The 17,932-nt window shown below is 66.2% G+C and carries 17 protein-coding genes and 1 riboswitch; of the genes, 10 read left to right on the plus strand and 7 right to left on the minus strand.

Annotated elements, in window-relative coordinates; genetic code table 11:
* Positions 1–1,742: aminomethyl-transferring glycine dehydrogenase (locus tag ACZYZ4_RS15320; protein WP_463862238.1), on the minus strand; the 1,742-nt coding region annotated here is incomplete at its 3' end.
* 160 nt (positions 1,743–1,902) lie between these two features.
* Positions 1,903–2,000, minus strand: a riboswitch (glycine riboswitch).
* A gap of 152 nt (positions 2,001–2,152) precedes the next feature.
* Between ACZYZ4_RS15320 and ACZYZ4_RS15325 the strand changes: the two genes are divergently transcribed.
* A complete protein-coding gene (locus ACZYZ4_RS15325; RefSeq protein ID WP_463862240.1) occupies positions 2,153–2,293 on the plus strand; it encodes a hypothetical protein in 141 nt (46 codons plus the stop codon).
* 5 nt (positions 2,294–2,298) lie between these two features.
* Here ACZYZ4_RS15325 and ACZYZ4_RS15330 read toward each other — a convergent pair whose 3' ends face one another.
* On the minus strand, positions 2,299–2,967 hold the full coding sequence (locus ACZYZ4_RS15330; protein ID WP_463862242.1) for a DsbA family protein: 669 nt from the start codon (positions 2,965–2,967) through the stop codon (positions 2,299–2,301).
* Between the two features lie 168 nt (positions 2,968–3,135).
* On the opposite strand from ACZYZ4_RS15330, the gene ACZYZ4_RS15335 reads away from it, so the two are divergent.
* The 4 genes from ACZYZ4_RS15335 to ACZYZ4_RS15350 all read left to right on the plus strand — a co-directional run bounded on the left by ACZYZ4_RS15335 (position 3,136) and on the right by ACZYZ4_RS15350 (position 6,965).
* The gene (locus ACZYZ4_RS15335; protein ID WP_463862244.1) at positions 3,136–4,365 is read left to right on the plus strand and encodes an MFS transporter; all 1,230 of its coding nucleotides are present in this window, start codon (positions 3,136–3,138) and stop codon (positions 4,363–4,365) included.
* A gap of 4 nt (positions 4,366–4,369) precedes the next feature.
* Positions 4,370–4,729 (plus strand): ArsR/SmtB family transcription factor, encoded by a 360-nt coding sequence (locus tag ACZYZ4_RS15340; RefSeq protein WP_463862246.1) that lies wholly within the window; start codon positions 4,370–4,372, stop codon positions 4,727–4,729.
* A gap of 111 nt (positions 4,730–4,840) precedes the next feature.
* On the plus strand, positions 4,841–5,482 hold the full coding sequence (locus ACZYZ4_RS15345) for an arsenate reductase/protein-tyrosine-phosphatase family protein (RefSeq protein ID WP_463862247.1): 642 nt from the start codon (positions 4,841–4,843) through the stop codon (positions 5,480–5,482).
* A gap of 373 nt (positions 5,483–5,855) precedes the next feature.
* Positions 5,856–6,965: an LCP family protein gene (locus tag ACZYZ4_RS15350; RefSeq protein WP_463862249.1), complete on the plus strand. Its 1,110-nt coding sequence runs from the start codon at positions 5,856–5,858 to the stop codon at positions 6,963–6,965.
* A gap of 426 nt (positions 6,966–7,391) precedes the next feature.
* On the opposite strand, the gene ACZYZ4_RS15355 is transcribed toward ACZYZ4_RS15350, so the two are convergent.
* Complete coding sequence (locus ACZYZ4_RS15355) at positions 7,392–7,772, minus strand: hypothetical protein (protein WP_463862251.1); 381 nt, start codon at positions 7,770–7,772, stop codon at positions 7,392–7,394.
* 508 nt (positions 7,773–8,280) lie between these two features.
* Here ACZYZ4_RS15355 and ACZYZ4_RS15360 point away from each other — a divergent pair.
* On the plus strand, positions 8,281–10,530 hold the full coding sequence (locus ACZYZ4_RS15360; protein ID WP_463862253.1) for a S9 family peptidase: 2,250 nt from the start codon (positions 8,281–8,283) through the stop codon (positions 10,528–10,530).
* Positions 10,531–10,607: 77 nt separating this feature from the next.
* On the opposite strand, the gene ACZYZ4_RS15365 is transcribed toward ACZYZ4_RS15360, so the two are convergent.
* The 3 genes from ACZYZ4_RS15365 to ACZYZ4_RS15375 all read right to left on the minus strand — a co-directional run bounded on the left by ACZYZ4_RS15365 (position 10,608) and on the right by ACZYZ4_RS15375 (position 13,138).
* Positions 10,608–11,165: an SRPBCC family protein gene (locus tag ACZYZ4_RS15365; RefSeq protein WP_463862255.1), complete on the minus strand. Its 558-nt coding sequence runs from the start codon at positions 11,163–11,165 to the stop codon at positions 10,608–10,610.
* A gap of 129 nt (positions 11,166–11,294) precedes the next feature.
* Positions 11,295–11,852, minus strand: coding sequence for a GNAT family N-acetyltransferase (locus ACZYZ4_RS15370; RefSeq protein WP_463862257.1), 558 nt, complete (start codon positions 11,850–11,852; stop codon positions 11,295–11,297).
* Between the two features lie 119 nt (positions 11,853–11,971).
* On the minus strand, positions 11,972–13,138 hold the full coding sequence (locus tag ACZYZ4_RS15375) for an acetate kinase (RefSeq protein WP_463862259.1): 1,167 nt from the start codon (positions 13,136–13,138) through the stop codon (positions 11,972–11,974).
* 241 nt (positions 13,139–13,379) lie between these two features.
* On the opposite strand from ACZYZ4_RS15375, the gene ACZYZ4_RS15380 reads away from it, so the two are divergent.
* The 3 genes from ACZYZ4_RS15380 (at position 13,380) to ACZYZ4_RS15390 (ending at position 15,074) form a co-directional block, all read left to right on the plus strand.
* Positions 13,380–14,495, plus strand: a complete 1,116-nt coding sequence (locus ACZYZ4_RS15380; RefSeq protein ID WP_463862262.1) for a GTP-binding protein — start codon at positions 13,380–13,382, stop codon at positions 14,493–14,495.
* A gap of 75 nt (positions 14,496–14,570) precedes the next feature.
* Positions 14,571–14,693 carry a type B 50S ribosomal protein L36 gene (gene ykgO / locus ACZYZ4_RS15385; RefSeq protein ID WP_058931424.1) on the plus strand — a complete coding sequence of 41 codons (123 nt, stop codon included), beginning with the start codon at positions 14,571–14,573 and terminating at the stop codon, positions 14,691–14,693.
* Between the two features lie 96 nt (positions 14,694–14,789).
* Entirely contained in the window at positions 14,790–15,074 is a 285-nt protein-coding gene (locus ACZYZ4_RS15390; protein ID WP_463862264.1) for a hypothetical protein, read from the plus strand.
* A 56-nt stretch (positions 15,075–15,130) separates the two neighbouring features.
* Here the strand turns inward: ACZYZ4_RS15390 and pta are convergent, their stop codons facing one another.
* Positions 15,131–17,218, minus strand: coding sequence for a phosphate acetyltransferase (gene pta / locus ACZYZ4_RS15395; RefSeq protein ID WP_463862266.1), 2,088 nt, complete (start codon positions 17,216–17,218; stop codon positions 15,131–15,133).
* 258 nt (positions 17,219–17,476) lie between these two features.
* Between pta and ACZYZ4_RS15400 the strand changes: the two genes are divergently transcribed.
* A complete protein-coding gene (locus ACZYZ4_RS15400; RefSeq protein ID WP_463862268.1) occupies positions 17,477–17,926 on the plus strand; it encodes a hotdog fold thioesterase in 450 nt (149 codons plus the stop codon).
* Positions 17,927–17,932 lie beyond the last annotated feature (6 nt).

Below are 17,932 nucleotides of genomic sequence, written 5' to 3' on the forward strand. Positions count from 1 at the left end.
TGGTAGCCGCGGATGGCCAGCAGGCCCGCGAGCTCACCCTGGGAACCCGCGTTCGGCTGCAGGGACACCTGATCGTAACCGGTGATTTCCGCGAGATCAGCTTCCAGCCCGCCGATGAGCTCGCGCCAGCCCACGGTCTGGGACTCCGGGGCGAACGGGTGGATGGAGGCGAACTCCGGCCAGGAAATGGCTTCCATCTCCGCGGTGGCGTTCAGCTTCATGGTGCACGAACCCAACGGGATCATGGTCCGGTCCAGGGCCAGGTCCCGGTCACTGAGCCTGCGGATGTAGCGCAGCAGCTGGGTCTCGGAACGGTGCGTGTTGAACACCGGGTGCTGCAGGTACTCGGAGGTGCGGAGCACCGATTCGGGCAGTTCAATGCCCTTCGCGTCGACGACAGGACCAGCACCGAAGGCGACGGCGATCGCGGAGAGGACATCCGTCGTCGTGGTTTCATCAGCGGAGACGCCGATGGTGTCCGCATCGATGTGGCGCAGGTTGATGCCGCGTGCCTCGGCGGCGGCGATGACCTTCGCGGCCTTGCCCGGGACGCGGACCGTGACGGTGTCGAAGAAGGTTTCCGTGACCAGTTCGCGGCCGGCGATCTTGAGCGTGGTGGCCAGGGTGCGGGCGTTGTGGTGGACCTGCTCGGCGATGGCCTTGAGGCCGTCGGGGCCGTGGTAGACGGCGTAGAACGAAGACACGATGGCCAGCAGCGCCTGCGCGGTGCAGATGTTGGACGTGGCCTTCTCACGGCGGATGTGCTGCTCACGAGTCTGCAGCGCCAGACGGTACGCGGGGACACCGGCGTCGTCCTTGGACACACCCACGAGCCGGCCGGGCATGGACCGCTCCAGGCCCTTCGCCACCGCCATGTACGCGGCGTGCGGTCCGCCGAAGAACAACGGCACACCGAAACGCTGGGTGGAGCCGACGGCGATATCAGCGCCCTGCTCCCCGGGAGGGGTGATCAGCGTCAACGCCAACAGGTCCGCAGCGACCGTGACCAGCGCACCGCGCTCCTTCGCGGCAGCAATCACCTCGGCGTGGTTGAAGACCCGGCCGGACACACCCGGCTGCTGCAGCACGATGCCATTGATAGCGCCCTCAGGCAGGCCCTTGGAGAGGTCCGCGACCTCCACCTCGAAACCGAGCGCCTCGGCGCGGCCCTTCACGATCGCGATGGTCTGCGGCAGGCAGTCAGCATCCAGGACCGTCTTGCCGTCCCTGGCGGAGGCGTTTTGTCCTACGGACTTATTTGCCCTGCGCATCATCAGGACGGCCTCGGCGACGGCCGTCGCTTCGTCCAGCAGCGACGCATTCGCGATCGGCAGTCCCACCAGGTCCTGGACCATGGTCTGGAAGTTCAGCAGCGCCTCCAGCCGGCCCTGGGAAATCTCCGGCTGATACGGCGTGTAAGCCGTGTACCAGGCCGGGGCCTCAAGGATGTTCCGGCGGATGACCGCGGGCGTCACAGTGTCGTAATAGCCCTGCCCGATCATCTGCACAGCGGTCTTGTTCTTCGCCGCCAGCTCCCGCAGCTCCGCAAGGACCTCAACCTCACTCAGGGCGTCCTTGAGGGCCAGCGGCTTGGCCTGGCGGATGGAGTCGGGGACGGCAACGTCCACGAGGCCGTCAATGCTGTCATAGCCAACAGCCTTGAGCATGGAGTCGATATCGGACTGGCGGCGCGCACCAATATGCCGATCGGCAAAGGTGGAAGGGGACGACTGGATGGTCATGAAGGAACTCCATAATTCAGGTGGCGCGCTGGGTACGCCACATTGATTCGGGTTCCTCCCCGCTCTGTATTGGACCTGAGAGTTTCCGCGCCCACCTGCTTTACGCAGGTGACGCTTGCACCGTCGGTGAGCCCGTTGCCGGACTGCTTTCCAGAGTTGCCTAACCGCGGCGGTACGTGGGCCTGAGAGATTCCCGGAGAGGATTTGCTCCTACGGCGCCTGCTGAACGTACCGGCAGAACTCTCCCGCCGCAGATCAAAAGCATGTGCCACTTCGTCAGTGACACGTCTCACAGGTTAGCCGGACTTTGGCGCGCGCGCAAGATTTCCACTGGCGACGGCGTCGCATCACCATCGATTGCTCCGTAACCGCCCCTTTGGGGAGCTATAAGGGCCCCTACGGAGCAATCGATGGGAAATCCAGTCAGGCTGGGACGAACGCCGCAGGTCGCTCGCCTGCTCAACCGCTCGACGAACCTGGCCGTGGAGCTCATGCGCGACGAATTGAATGAGGCTGTTGCGGCCTCGGTCCGTTCAAGCGGCGACGCATAACAGCGTTACTTGACGGCATCGTCGAGCAGTTGCCGGAACTGGGCTTCGGTGTTGAGGGTCAGTTTTTCGCCTTTGAGGAAGAACGCCGGGGTGCCGGTAACACCAAGGGCTTTTCCGTCCGCGATGTCCCGGCGGATCCGTTCCTTGGTGTCCTCGGCGGCAACATCCTGATCGAACCGGGCCATGTCGAGGCCGAGGCCTTCCGCGTAGGTCCTGAAGAGGGCCGCCTGGGAGTCCTGCTTTTCGCCCCATTCGGGCTGGGTCGCGAAAAGCTTCGTGACCATCGGTTCGTAGTGCCCCTGGCGCGCGGCGGCCTCGGCGGCGAGCGCTGCGGTGCCGGAGTTCAGGTGTCCGGGCAGGGGGAAGTAGCGGTGGATGAACGTGATCCGGTCCCCGTACTCCTCCTTCAGCTCCGCCACCAAGGGCTCGGCGGCGCGGCAGGCCTCGCATTCGAAGTCCAGAAACTCGACCAGCTGGGCTTTTTCGGCCGGTGGGCTGGTGAGCCGGTGGCTGTCTTCCCTCGCCACCTGGGAATCAGCGGACGCCGGCGGCACGGGTGAAGCGGGTTTGTTCGCGGTAAACACAGTGAACCAGATCAGGCCCCCAGCGACAAGGACCGCCAAAATAGTCCAGATAGCGACGCGGACGTTGCGCGCAACGGTGACGGCACTCATCGGTAGTGTCCCCCTCAGCTCAGAAACCAGGTAGCTCGATCATAGCCAGAGGTAGCCGGCACGCTCGGACGCTACGCATCACCGGGCCTTTCCTGGCCGTCATCGCCCGGTCTCGTGGCTACAATAGGTGCATAAGTACGCACACATTGTTTTGATTGAAGGATCCTTATGATCGAAATTCTGGCCGTTCGCGCCTACCGGAAGCTCTTCTCAGCCCAGATTGTTGCCTTGCTGGGGACCGGTTTGCTGACGGTGGCCCTCGGACTGCTGGCGTTCGACCTTGCAGGAGCACAGGCCGGGGCCGTGCTCGGGACAGCGCTGACCATAAAGATGCTGGCCTACGTCTTCGTCGCGCCAGTCATGGCGGCCGTGGTGGAAAAGCTGCCAAAAAAGCGGGTCCTGGTGGCCGCCGACCTGGTCCGTGGAGGAATCGCCCTGATGCTGCCCGCGGTGGATCAGGCCTGGCAAATCTATGTGCTGGTCTTTATGCTTCAGAGCGTCTCGGCTACGTTCACGCCCGCCTTCCAGGCCCTGATCCCGGTGGTGCTTCCCGACGAACGGCAGTACACGCGGGCCCTGTCACTCTCCCGCCTCGCGTATGACCTGGAATCCCTGATCAGCCCGGCCCTGGCCGCCGCACTCCTGTCCGTACTTACCTTCCACGAACTTTTCCTCGGCACCGTGGCAGGCTTTATGTTCTCGGCGGCACTGGTGGTGACCACCAGGCTGCCTGCAAGACCGGCAGCCCGTCAGGAAGGATCACTCTGGCGCCGCACCACCCTGGGTGCACGGATCTTTACGAAGACGCCGGAACTGCGCGGCCTCCTCGCACTGAATCTGGCCGTGGCGGCCGCTACAGCCCTGGTGCTGATCAACACGGTGGTCTATGCCCGGGACCTGTTCGCAGGATCCAATGCCGACGTCGCCATCGCCCTGGCCTGTTTCGGCGCAGGTTCGATGGCTGTCGCGCTCAGCGCACCCAGTGCGCTGGACCGAATAGCCGACCGTTCGTTGATGATGGCCGGAGCTGCGCTTCTTGGCCTTGGCCTCGCCGGCACGTTTGTGCTGCTGGCGACTGCCGGGCCGTGGCTCATGCTGCTGGGGCTCTGGGTTCTCCTGGGGGCCGGGACCTCGATGGTCAGCACCCCTTCGGCCCGGCTGCTGCGCCGCTCCGCAACGGAAAGCACGCGGACCTACATCTTCACCGCCCAGTTCTCCCTCTCCCACGCGTGCTTCATCATCACCTACCCGGTAGCCGGCTGGATCGGCGCGGCCGCTGGCCAGCCCGGGGCCGCCGCAGTCCTGGCTGTGGTGGCTATGATCAGTACAGCAGCGGCGCTGAAATTCTGGCCGGCTGCCTCCAGGACCGGCGCAGAACCGGCCAGCAGGAAAGGGTGATCCGGTGGAAGAGGCCCAACGCGTCACCACACCGAGCCTTCACCACCCCAGGCTCCCCGATGCCCGCCGGCTGGATGCCGCGACGGCCACGTTCCGGATGCTCTCCGATCCCACCCGCCTGCACGTGCTCTGGCTCCTGACCCAGGAACCGGCCGACGTCACCACCCTGGTGGAACGCACCGGGGCCTCCCGGACCTCAGTCAGCCAGCACCTGGCCAAGCTCCGCTTCAGCGGCCTCGTCAGCACACAAAAAATCAGTCGCAGGGTGGTCTACAGCATCGCGGACGGCCACCTGGCACGGCTGGTCCTGGAAGGCCTGAACCATGCCGACCACACCGTCACCGGGGAACCCAGCCACGGCTGACCGCTCCGCGCCGCCGTCGGCCGTTTTAGGCCCGGCCAGGCCCGCACGTGTTAAGTTGAAAGACACGACGGGCCGCACCGGTCCTGCGCATCGGCTGGAAAGAGAAGTTCCGTGGAATCCCCCGTATCTGCCCCCGCACCCGTGAGGATCCTGACGGTCTGCACCGGCAACATCTGCCGTTCCCCCGTGGCCGAACGGCTGCTGCAGGCCGGGCTGGACCAGGTGATGCCGGGCGGATTTGAGGTCACCAGCGCCGGAACCCGGGCCATGGTGGGCGACCCCATGCAGCCGCTGTCCGGAGACATCGTGCGCACCTTTGGCGGGAACCCGGACGGTTTCGTCTCGCGGCAGCTGACCAGCAGGATCCTGCGCGGCGTGGACCTGGTGCTCACCATGACCTCGGGCCACCGCGGCGAAGTGCTCCAGTTGGACGCCTCCCTGCTCAAGCGCACCTTCACCATCCGCGAGTTCGCCCGCATGCTCGACGTCCTGGACGAACGCGCGGACAGTGCCGCAAAGGTTCCGGTATCGCCCGACGGCGGCAGTCCCCTCAGCGCCAACACCGCCTTCTGGCGGGGGCTGCCCGCGCAGGCCGTGTCCGTCCGGCACCTGTCACTGCCGGCGGATTCCTCAGAAAACGACATCATCGACCCCTACCGGCGCAGCCCCGAGATCTACCGCCAGATGGAAGATGAACTGGCCCCTGCCATTGTTTCTGTCCTGCGGCACGCCCGGCTGAACCTTCCCGCTTGAGTCGGCGCTAACGAGGGGCCGACGCCGCCTCGGGAGTAACTTCACGCACTTCCGCGAACATTCCGTCTGCCTTCAGCCCCAGAGCAAGGTGAGCCCGGCGCACCAAATGCCGGTGAAGAAAGCCGAACATGGCGTAGAGCACGAAGGTTATGGCGACGATCACAAGCGCCGTGTCACTCGCCGCGCGGCAGAACTGGCTTCGTATTTTCCATCAGATCCCCCACAGATATCCCGTTCCTGATCAAGAGCCTAGTGCGCCCCGCACTGCGGGGGCTTTCCACTGAACCCGGCGCGCCGCCGTCGTACGTTACGGCTCGGAAACGACACGCTCCGCGCTATAGCCGTAACCGGGTCCGAGGGCGGACACTAAGTCATGGTGAGCACCCCAAACGGTCCTGATCCGATCGGCCCGGCCCCTTCCGAGCCCGAGCCTGCTGCGCCTGCCGCGCTGAAACGGCGCCGCGTGATCGCGGCGGTGCTGTCGCTGGTACTGGTGGCCGTCGTCGCCGTGGCCGCCCTGCTGTTCACCCGGCCGGCCGCGGAAGTTGCAGCCCCGGCGCCCATCATCACTGACACTGCCACGGCCACCCCCACTCCCTCGGAGACGACGCCCCCACCGGCACCAGCCCCTCCCCCGCCACCCGAACCAATTCCCGAACTCCCGGCAGCACCCATGAACATCCTGGTGATCGGCAGCGACAGCCGCGCGAACGCCCGGGAGCAGGCGGCCATCACCCAGACCACGGGCGAATCCCAGGACCACCGCGCCGACACCCTCATGCTGGTCCACATCCCGGCCGACCGACGCAGCGTTCACGTGGTCTCCCTCATGCGGGACCTGTACGTGAACATCCCCGACTACGGCGCCGCCAAGATCAACGCCAGCCTGGAGGTGGGCGGCATCCCGCTGGCGACGCGGACAGTGGAGTCCCTGATGGGCACCCGCATCGACCACACCGTCATGCTGGACTTCAACGGCTTCCGGGCCCTCACGGACGGGCTGGGCGGAATCGACGTGGACGTCACCGTGCCGTTCCAGTCCACCCACGACACGCAGCACGTCTTCACACCTGGCGTGAACCACCTCGACGGCCAGTCGGCCCTGGAGTTCGTCCGCGAGCGCTACGCCTTCGCCGACGGCGACTTCCAGCGGGTCAGGAACCAGCAGACGTTCCTGCGCGCCATCCTCGCCCGGCTCACCAGCGACGGCGCCCTGAACGACGTGACTGCCGTGCGGGCCCTGGTGAATTTTGCGGGAAGTTACCTCACGGTGGACCAGGGCTTTGATCCTGTGGGCGTGGCGATCTTGGCCTACGGCATGCGCGGCATCGACCCCAACGCCGTGGTGACCCTTACCCTGCCGACGGCCGGCGCGGGCCTGGCGCCCGGCGGAGCGTCAGTGCTGTTCCCCGACTACGGCGGGATCGCCCAGGTGGCGGCCGCCATGCGCGAAGGCCGGCTGCCCGAGTACGCGGGCGGGTAGTACGCCGGGAGTTAATGCCTGGCACCAGCGGGCGGGCACCAAGCGAAACGACCCCCGGCTGTGCCGTGGGCCGTTTCACTTGGTGACTTAGCTCCGGGTGGGGTCCGGGCGCAACGGTGCCGGCCCCGGATCCGGGACGGGCAGCGGGCCGGGAGGTTCCGGCGTCGGGATGGGGCTGGGCCTTTCCGGTCCCGGGTGGCCGGGATGGGTGGGGTCCGGGCTAAACGGGTCCGGGCCTGGTTCCGGCGGGAACGGCTCTGGTTCGTGCACTGGCGGGATGGTCATTGAACTTCCCTTCTCACGCTGGGCGGGTACGCTTTGCGTGATCAGGATACGCCTGCCCCGCCATCAACGCTCCCTCACATCCTGCAGAAATTTCCCGAACGCTCTCTCACTTCCGGCTGCGCGTTCTAGTTCGACCTGCTGTTAGGCCGGACGGCGCAGTCGGACCGGGCGGGAAACCGGCGCCTTGGCTGCTTGGTCGGCTTCCTGCATCAGCGGAACGGCAAAGGTCACCACCAGGCGCGCGTCAGCGTCGTTGTCGGTGGACCTGATGGTCAGGCTCCTGGTGCCGGGCGGCACGGACGGGGTGAAGACCTGCAGGTTCCGGGAGCCCACGCTGGCGGAGTCCCGGAATGTGTACAGAGTGCCCCAATGGTCTTCGATGGCAATTGCGGGGACCGCGCTGCCGGCAGCGGATTCAACGTGGATGTTGACCACCAGGCACGTGCTCCAGACTTCGACGGAGAGCACTGTGAACTCGGCGCCCCGCGTGAGGTGCAGCCCGTATGTGGGCGGCAGAAGCATCTTCCTGAGGATGCCTTTCGGAATTAAGTTTCGCATCATCGCCCCCAAAATTACTAAGAGTGCTTACAATTAGCCCGCGATAATGACGCCCTGTCAAGGTCCAGCACCACGTTATGTGGCAACCCGTACCAGCATGAGTTACCCCGTGCCACGCCGGGCGCCATCGGCGGGAAAAGGGGCCGCGGGCGCGCGCCAACGACTGGTGCCTTGGGGCGCAAAAGAGTGGCCCCCGGCGAGGCCGGGGACCACCGTACCGGAAGGGTCGCCCGCAGACTGCCGATGCGCTATTTGGCGCTGTGGCGTGCCGAAACGGCTAACCGCCCTATGAAGGCAGATGAAAAAGAACGCGTCCGGATCCTCCCGGTAATGCTGTTCTAGCACCTGGCGGAGGACGGTTCAAGGGGTTCCGGCGGGTAACTTAGCTGCCCGTCCGGCTTGGCTGCAGGAAGGGGCTACCCCGGTAGCGAACGGCGGCCTTTTTGTCTGCCCGGCTCTATATATTGAAGGCATGACCCAGACTCCGCTGCAGGATTCCGCCAGTTCGTCCGCCGCCGCCTCCCCGGTGCCGCCCGCGCCCCCCGTGGCCAAGAAGGTCCCGCACGAGCGGACGCACCACGGCGACACTTTCGTGGATAACTACGAATGGCTGCGCGAGAAGGAATCCGCCGAGGTGGTTGAGCACCTGAAGGCCGAGAACGCCTACCAGGAGGCGGTCACCGCCCATCAGGAGCCGCTGCGCGATGCCATCTTCCAGGAAATCAAGGGCCGCACCCAAGAGACTGACCTGTCTGTCCCAAACCGCAAGGACGGCTGGTGGTACTTCAGCCGCTCGGTTGAGGGCAAGGAGTACGGCATCCAGTGCCGCGTCCGCGCCCACGACACCGGCAGCCCCGTGGCCGACTGGACTCCCCCCGCAGTGGAGGCCGGCGTCGAAATCCCCGGCGAGGAAGTGCTGCTGGACGGCAACATTGAAGCCGAAGGCAAGCCGTTCTTTTCGGTGGGCGGCTCGGCCGTCACGGTGGACGGGAACCTTTACGCCTACGCCGTGGACAACGCCGGCGACGAACGTTTCACCCTCCACATCAAGGACCTCCGCACGGGTGAACTCCTGCCCGACGTCATCGATAACATCTTCTACGGCGTCAGCTTCTCCCCCGACGGCACCCGCATTTTCTACACCGTGGTGGACGATTCGTGGCGCCCGTACCAGGTCAAGTCCCACGTCCTCGGCACGCCGGTCACCGACGATGAGGTGATTTACCAGGAGGACGACGTCGCCATGTGGCTGGGCTTTGAGCTCTCCTCCGACAGGCGTCACCTCGTGCTGGGCATCGGCTGCTCCGAGTACAGCGAGACCCGCCTGCTGCGTTTCGATGGCCCGACGGCGGCCCTCACCACTGTGATTTCGCGGGACGAGCGCGTCCTCTATGAGGCCGAACCGTTCCTGCTCACCGGTCCTGACGGCGAAAAATCAGAACGCATCATCATCACGCACAACCGGAACGCCGTGAACTCCATGGTCTCCCTGATCGACCCCGCCGAGCTGACTAAGCCGTTGGCCGAGCAGCACTGGAGCACCGTCGTCGAGCATTCCGACGACGTCCGCGTCAACGGTGCCGGCGTCACCTCCACGCACCTGATTGTGTCCGTCCGCAGGGACACAATCGAGCGCGTCCAGGTGATGGGGCTGGCCGGCCTCGGCACCCCCGCGCAGGAGGCGCCGGTGGAGCCCGCGTTCGACGAGGAGCTGTACACGGCCGGCGTCGGCGGTTCGGACTACGAGGCCCCGGTGATCCGGCTGGGCTACACGTCCTACTTCACACCGTCGCGCGTCTACGACTTTGTGCTGCCCACCCGGGCGCAGCCCGCCGGTGAGCTGCTGCTGCGCAAGGAAAGCCCGGTGCTCGGCGGCTACTCCGCCGGCGACTACGTGGCCACCCGCGAATGGGCCGACGCCGCGGACGGCACGCGGATCCCCCTGTCCGTGCTGCGGCACACGAGCGTCAAGCAGGATTCGACGGCGGCGGGCCTGGTCTACGGGTACGGCTCGTACGAGCTGAGCATGGATCCGGGTTTCGGCATCGCGCGGCTGTCATTGTTGGACCGCGGCGTGGTGTTTGTGATCGCGCACATCCGCGGCGGCGGAGAGCTGGGCCGGCACTGGTATGAAGACGGCAAGAAGCTCGCGAAGAAGAATACCTTCACCGACTTTGTGGACGCCACCGACCGGCTGGCCAACTCCGGGTGGGTGGATCCGTCCCGGATTGCGGCGCTGGGCGGATCGGCGGGCGGTCTACTGATGGGTGCCGTGGCCAATCTGGCGCCGGAAAAGTACGCCGCGGTTGTGGCGCAGGTGCCGTTTGTGGATGCCCTCACCACCATTCTGGATCCGGAGCTTCCGCTGTCCGCGCTGGAATGGGAAGAGTGGGGCAACCCCATCACGGACCCAGACGTGTACGCCTACATGAAGTCCTACTCGCCGTACGAGAACGTACATTCAGTTGCTTACCCCAAGGTCGCTGCGGTGACGTCCTTCAACGACACCCGCGTCCTCTACGTGGAGCCGGCCAAGTGGGTCCAGGAGCTGCGGAACAAGACCACCGGCACCGAGCCTGTGGTGATGAAGATCGAGATGGACGGCGGACACGGCGGCGCCTCCGGGCGCTATGTCCAGTGGCGCGAGCGAGCGTGGGACTATGCGTTCATCGCCGATTCCCTCGGCGCCAAGGACCTGTTGCCCGGGGCTGGCCTCAAATAGCCCCATCGATTGCTCCGTAACCGCCGTTTTCAGCGCTCAAAAGGGCCGTTACGGAGCAATCTATCGGATCTCGCGGCTCAGCCGTCATCCCTGCCGTATTCGGGGTGCTCGGCCAGCAGTTCGGCCAGTGTCTCGAGGTTGGCACGGACGGTCCGGGCCTGGGCTTGTTCCACGAACCGGTCGGCCAGTTTGCCGAACACCCCGCCCAGGCCAGATGCCGCATCGATCCGGAAGTTCAGGCGGGTCCCGTCACCTTCAGGTTCCAGGACATTGGTGACAGTGAATTCCAGCTTTCCTTCCACCGAGCGGGATACAAAGCGGGTTGGAGGCTGGAATTCGATGACCTCCGTTGTCCAGTCGAATTTCCTGCCCACCACCTTGCTGGCGCCCTTGACCCGGGTGCCGACTGCAACAGGCTCGGTCCCGACCGTTTCGGCATGGACCGCCGAGGAGTCCCAGACTGGAATGTTTTCGCCCTTTGACAGGAAATTGAAGACTTCCTGTGGCGGGCGGGCAATGTAGACGTTTTCTTCCACGGTGGGCATCGAATTCTCCTTGGACACGCCTGTTGCCAGCGCGGCATGGCTGGCAGCTAGGCACAACGCCAGTTTGGCCTTGGCCCAGCAGTCAGTCAATGGCCTGAGATAACCCATCGATTGCTCCGTAACCGCCGTTTTCAGCGCTCAAAGGGCCGTTACGGAGCAATCGATCGAGGCTAGCCAGGCTCGGTCACCGGGGTCAGATCCAGTGGTTGAGCCCATCGATCACCGGGACCGGGCGCGCCATTCGTCCTCGAGGATCGCGTAGACCAGCACGGTTGCCCACTGGCCTTTGTAATGCCATTTGTCCACCAGCCGGGCCTCCAACCGCATGCCCAGCCGTTCGCATAGAGCGGCGGAGGCGGTGTTCAGGGCGTCGAGCTTTGCCTCGATCCGGTGCATCCCCAGTTCCTCGAACCCCAGCTTCAGCACCGCATCCGCGGCCTCGGCCCCGTAGCCCTTGCCCCGCGCTGCCGGCGCCAGGGTCCATCCGACTTCGCCCTGCCCGCTACCCGGAAGCCACTTCAGCACCACCTCGCCGAGGAGTCCCGGGCCGTCCACGGCCTCGATGGCCAGGCATATCCAGTCGCCCTCCTTCTCGAAGACGAAGTTGGCGTACTTGCCCACGGACTCCATGCACTTGGTGTAGCTCTTGGCCTCCCCCGGCAGGAAGCGTGCCGTTTCGGGCAGTGAATGGCAGGCATGGAAGGCGTCCAGGTCCGCACCTTCGAACCGGCGCAGGATCAGCCGCTCGGTGCGGATGGGCAAAATGATCTCAGGCATGGACTGAGGCTACCCCGCAGCCCGTCCATGGCTCCCCACCGGCCCCCTAGCCTCGCAAGCTCGGCCAGGGCACCCTGCCGGCGTGGGCCCAGCGCCGTTTTGAGCGCCCAGAAGGGCCGCTACGGAGCAATCGATGAGAGTACGACGGCGGCAGTTGCCTCTGCGATGGCGCGCTCCTCGTCGGTGGGGACCACCAACACCGGGATGGCGGAGGCCGCCGTGGAAATCACGCGCGGTTCCTTGGACCGCTGACTGTTCAGGCCGACGTCGAGCTCTATGCCCAGTGCATGCAGCCTGTCAGTCACCAGTGCGCGGAACTGGTGGGAGTTTTCGCCGATCCCCGCCGTGAACACGAGCGCCTTGGCGCCCCCGACGGCCACGTGGTAGCCACCGATGTACTTTGCCAGCCGGTAGGACGTAACCGCGAGCGCTATCGAAGCCTTAGCATCGCCGGCCTCTGACGCCTCCACCACCGAGCGCATGTCGTTGTTCCCGGCGAGCCCCTTCAGCCCCGATTCGCGGTTGAGCATGGTGTCGATGTCCTCCGGCGTCCACCCGTTCCGGCCGAGGAATACCAGGATGGAGGGATCGAGGTCGCCTGAGCGGGTGCCCATCACCAGGCCCTCCAGCGGGGTGAATCCCATGGACGTGTCCACCGAATGACCGCGACGGATGGCCGTGACGGAGGCGCCGTTCCCCAGGTGGGCGATCACGCCGTCGAACTCGTCCACGGGCAGATCCAGCAGCGCGGCGGCGCGGTGCGTGACGTACTCGTGCGACGTGCCGTGGAAGCCATAGCGGCGGATGCCGTGGTTCGTGTAGAGCTCGTCCGGGACGGCGTAGCGCCAGGCGTGCTCGGGCAGGGTGCGGTGAAAAGCGGTGTCGAACACGGCCACCTGCGGCAGGTCCGGCCACTTCTTGCTGATGGCGCGGATGCCCAGGACGTTGGCAGGGTTGTGCAGCGGCGCCAGCGGATTGAGGCGCTCGATGGCGCGGGTGATCTCGTTGTCGATCAGCACCGGCTCGGCGAACCGCTCGCCGCCGTGCACCACGCGATGGCCCACGGCAGCAAGTTCAAGATCGCCAAGTTCCGCATGGATCGCGGCGTCCACCTGTTCCAGCGCCTCCGCATGGTCCCGGGGGCCCTCGATTTCGCCGTCGCCGTCACCGCCGTTGCCCATGCCGATCTTCTCGATCAGCCCCTCGGTCAGCGCAATGCCGGCGGCCACGTCACGGACCTGGTACTTGAGCGAGGACGAACCGGAATTGATGACGAGCACAAGCATGGGGCCTCCTGAAGCCTTGGTACCGCGGGCACAGCTGACGAGCGGTGGTGGAGCCTGGCGGAGGGCTCCCTGGGATCCACTCTATAAGTTGCCCCCTTGAGATGCCTGGGTGGATGGGGTGGCTCAGGCCGACCGGGTCCGGCAGCGTCAGCCGCCGGCGATGTCCCGCAGGGTCTGCAGGCCCTCGGGGCTTGATTTCAGTGACTTGTTTTTGCGAATCATTCTCATTAGAGTGGTCCGCATGCATGTCACTGTGATCAGCTCCCTGGACGCCCTGTGCCGCCAGCAAGCCTGCCAAGACGCGGCCGCGGCCAATCCCCGCGCCGTGGCGGTTCTGCACGACCTGCTGGAGAACGGCGTCGTCATCCGCAGGATCTTCAGCCAGTCCGGGATCCTCGAGAGCGCCGAGACGCAGCTGGAACACGGCTGCCTGAGCTGCACCGTGCGGCTGGACCTGGTGCCCACGATCGAGCGGCTGCTGGAACGCGGGGAGACGCAGGCCATCATCGGGCTCCCGCCGGCGGTGTCCGCGGAGGCCGCGATCGGGGCGCTGCGGCGTGGTCTTTCCCGCCCGGTGACGATTGATTCCGCTGTCCTTGCCTGCGCCCCTGACACGCTGGAGGACCACATTTGGGACCACCACAGCCTGTTTGAATCCGGGTTCACGCCGGTCCCGGAGGACCAGCGCACTGCGGGTGAATTCCTCATTGGCGAGCTGTCGTTCAATGACACCGTCCTGCTGGCGGAGGTGGACCTGTTTCCGGCTGACCCCGCCCTGCGGGTTCGCGGCGTGCAACTGGTGAGGGAACTGGCTCCGCATGCTGACGTGGTGGAAAGCGCCGGCCTCATCCGCCCCGGCCGCCACGACTACCAGGACGCACTGAGCCGCACGGCCCCCGGTTCGGTGCGGATCCCGGCGTCGTCCTCAACCTCACCGTTCACCACTGTCACGCACCGGGCCCAGCGTCCGCTGCACCCTGAGCGGTTCCGGCACGCACTGGCGTCCCTCGCGGAGGGGTGCTGCTGGTTGCGGGGCCGCCTGTGGATCGCCGCCGCACCGCAGTGCCGGATCGCCATCCAGGGCATCGGTCCGCGTGTCTGGCTCGAAAATACCGGACCGTGGCTGGCAGACCAGGACCCCGGTGCGGCGCCCGATCCCCTCAACCATGTGGACGCCCACCTGGACTGGCATCCGGAACACGGGGACCGCGGAAGCGTTCTGGCCGCGACCGGAGAGGGCATGGACCCGGGGGAAATTGCGCAGCTGCTCTCCGCCTGCGAACTCACCGACGCGGAAATGGAGGCCGGGTTCGCCGGGCTGACCGATCCGTTCCAGCTCGACCCCGCCCCGAACTGAACGGCCCCCTGCGTCACGCTGCGCCAACCGTCAAAACACCGCGCATCAACCGCCACTAAAACAAGGAGCAAGCCCATGAAAGTCAGAAATTCCCTCCGCGCCCTGAAGAAGGTTCCCGGTGCCCAGATCGTTCGACGCCGGGGCCGCACCTTTGTGATCAACAAAAAGAACCCGCGGATGAAGGCCCGTCAGGGCTGAGGCTGCGGACCTGCTCACCCCGCGCCTGCCGTTGCGCCAGCCGCGCCAGGCGCATAGAGTCGGCGGACACGTTGCACTACGCAGAGAGGGACTTCCATGCCGAACGACACCACTCAGCCCGACAACACCGAACCCGGGACCGCAGAACCCGCCCCCGGCACCGAGCCCAGCGCCGCAAACTCCGGCACCAAGGACCCCGCCGGCGTCGAAGGCGCCAACCCGGCCCTGGACGACACCGGAAGCCCCAAAGCCCACGAGGTGGGCGAGGCCCCGGAACAGCCCAAGGACCCGCAAAACCTGGACCTCACGCCGGAAGGACTCTCCGATGAGCCGGCCAAGCAGGAGGACCCGGACAGCCTGGCGAAGCCGGAGAACAGCTAAGCCAGCGAGCTGGTATCGGCGACGGCGGCACCCAACCCGGGTGCCGCCGTCGGACGTTAAACGGACGCCGGGGACGGCACCTGCGCCTGGATGGCCGTGATGGCCACCGTGTTCACGATGTCCTCCACGGTGCAGCCGCGAGAGAGGTCGTTGACCGGCTTGCGCAGGCCCTGCAGGACGGGCCCGACGGCGACCGCCCCGGAGCTCTGCTGCACCGCCTTGTACGTGTTGTTGCCGGTGTTCAGGTCCGGGAAGATGAACACGGTCGCCTGCCCGGCCACGGATGAGCCGGGCATTTTGGAGGCCCCGATGGACGCGTCCACGGCGGCGTCGTACTGGATAGGGCCTTCGACGGCGAGATCCGGGCGGCGTTCACGCACCAGTTCGGTGGCCTGCCGGACTTCGTCCACCGCCTCGCCGGAACCCGAGCCGCCGGTGGAGTAGGACAGCATGGCCACACGCGGCTCCACCCCGAACTGCACCGCGGTCTCGGCCGAGGCGAGGGCGATGTCCGCCAGCTGCTCCACATTGGGATCGGGGTTCACGGCGCAGTCGCCGTAGACCAGCACCCGGTCGGGCATGAGCATCAGGAATACGGAGGACACGATCTTCACGCCGTCGCGCGTTTTGACGAACTCCAGCGCCGGGCGGATGGTGTGCGCCGTGGTGTGCGCCGCGCCGGACACCATGCCGTCCACCACGCCCAGCTGGACCATCATGGTGCCGAAGTAGCTGCCGTCCTGCATGATTTCCAGCGCCTTGGGCAGGTCCACGCCCTTATGTGCCCGCAGCTCCGCGTACTTCTCTGCGAACGGCTGCCGCAGCTCAGAGGTGGCCGGGTCCACGATGTTGATCCCGGCGAGGTCGATGCCGTTGGCCGCCGCCAGCTCCCGTACCTGCGAATCCGGCCCCAGCAGGGTGAGATCGCAGACGTCCCGGCGGTGCAGGATTTCGGCGGCCTGCAGGATCCGGACATCCGTTCCCTCCGGCAGCACAACATGCCGGCGCTGCCCCCTGGCCCGTTCGATGAGGTCGTGCAGGAACCGCAGCGGGGTCATCCGTTCGAGGCGCGGCAAGTGGAGGCGCTCCACGAGCTCAGCCTCATCCACCCGCTTGGACCACAGGCCCAGAGCGGAAGCCACCTTGCGGCGGTGCCCGGACCAGATCTCGCTGCGGACCTCGGAGACGCGTTTGGCGGTGGTGTAGGTGTCGTCGCTGGCGGCAAACACGGGGAAGGGGGCCTGCGCCAGGAGCGGGTAGATGTTGGCGTCCGGGGCCAGGCCACCGGTCAGGATCAGCGCCGACGGCACGGGGAACTCCGGCGAGAACGATGACGCCAGGCAGGCCACCATCACGTCCGCGCGGTCGCCGGGAACGATCACCAGGGCGCCCTCGTCCAGCACGTTCAGGAAGTTACCCACGTTCATGGCCGCCACCTTGATGTCCCGGACGTCGCGTTCCATGTCCGCAAGGCCGGCGATCTGGCGTACACCGAGGGCCGCAGCAACCTCGCCGGTGGTGGGCCGGGCGATCTCCTCCAGCTCCGGCAGGACGTACACGGGCCGGTTGGATGCGCCTGGCTTCACGGCGGACGCGATTTCCTCCACCAAATCCGGGTCCGCGCGGTTGACCATGATGGCCAGCAGCGTGCACTTTTCCGCCACCAGCTCCCTGCGGGCAACCTCGACGGCGGCCGCTGCCTCCGCGACGCTGAGCCCCTTTGCGCCCACCACGGCAACCACCGGGGCGGCCAGGTTGTTGGCCAGCCGGGCGTTGAGGTCAAACTCGACGGCGGCGTCCTGGCCGGTCAGGTCCGTCCCCTCCACGATCACCACGTCGCAATGTTTGGTGATCTCGGCGAAGATCTCCACGCAGCGGGCATCGATGTCGGCGCGTTTTCCGTCTGCCAGGAGAGCACGCACTTCGGCGGACGTCAGGCCCCCACGGCAACGGTCGTCGTCGAGCGCGAAGCGTGATTTCATCAGCGCCACCATGGGGTCGTTGGCGGCGTCCGGGCCGTGGACCACCGGTTTGAAGAACCCGATCCGGTCCGCATGCCGGTGGAGCGTGTCCGCGAGGCCCAGGGCCACGAGCGATTTGCCCGATCCCGGGGTGGTCGCGCTGACGTAGATGCCTTTGGCCATGGTCCGCCCTTTGCTGTGCGTGGTGCCGGTCTCACCATCCTTGCACTTCCCTGATGGGGCACAGGGCACTCCCCCTCTCTATCGATTGCTCCCCACCGGGTCCCTCGCCGTTTCAGCGCCCAAAAGGGCCCTTGCGGAGTAACCGATGAAGGGACAACGGCGGCCAGGGGCACCCGAGACCGCCGCGCCCTTGACACCGGCCCCGCATCTGGGATTACCTAATGAACATTCGGTAAATAAAGCTGGAGGCAATGACGCATGGCTGAAGCAGCACTCTCCGGGGCTACCCACCCCATCCTGGAAAACGACTACGCCTCCGAATGGATGGGCATCAAAGTCCTCGCCGTCAGCGACGGGCACGCCACTATCCGCATGACCCTCCGGCAGGAAATGCTCAACGGCTTCGGCATGGCCCACGGCGGAATGATCTTCGCCTTCGCCGACTCCGCCTTCGCCTTGGCCTGCAATCCAGTGAATCCGACGCCGGAAGAGACCGAGAGCATCACGGTTGCCGCCGGCGTCGACATCAACTTCCTCAAACCCGCCTACCGCGGCCAGGTGATCACCGCCGTCGCGGACCGCCGGTCCAGCTCAGGGCGCAGCGGGCTCTACGACATCCAGATTTTCGCGGCCGACGCCGACGCGCACCTGCCCGGGGAACTCATCGCCGAGTTCCGCGGACGCAGCCGCACCATCCCCAAGAAGTAGGAAACC

This window comes from Pseudarthrobacter adonitolis (assembly GCF_055412845.1).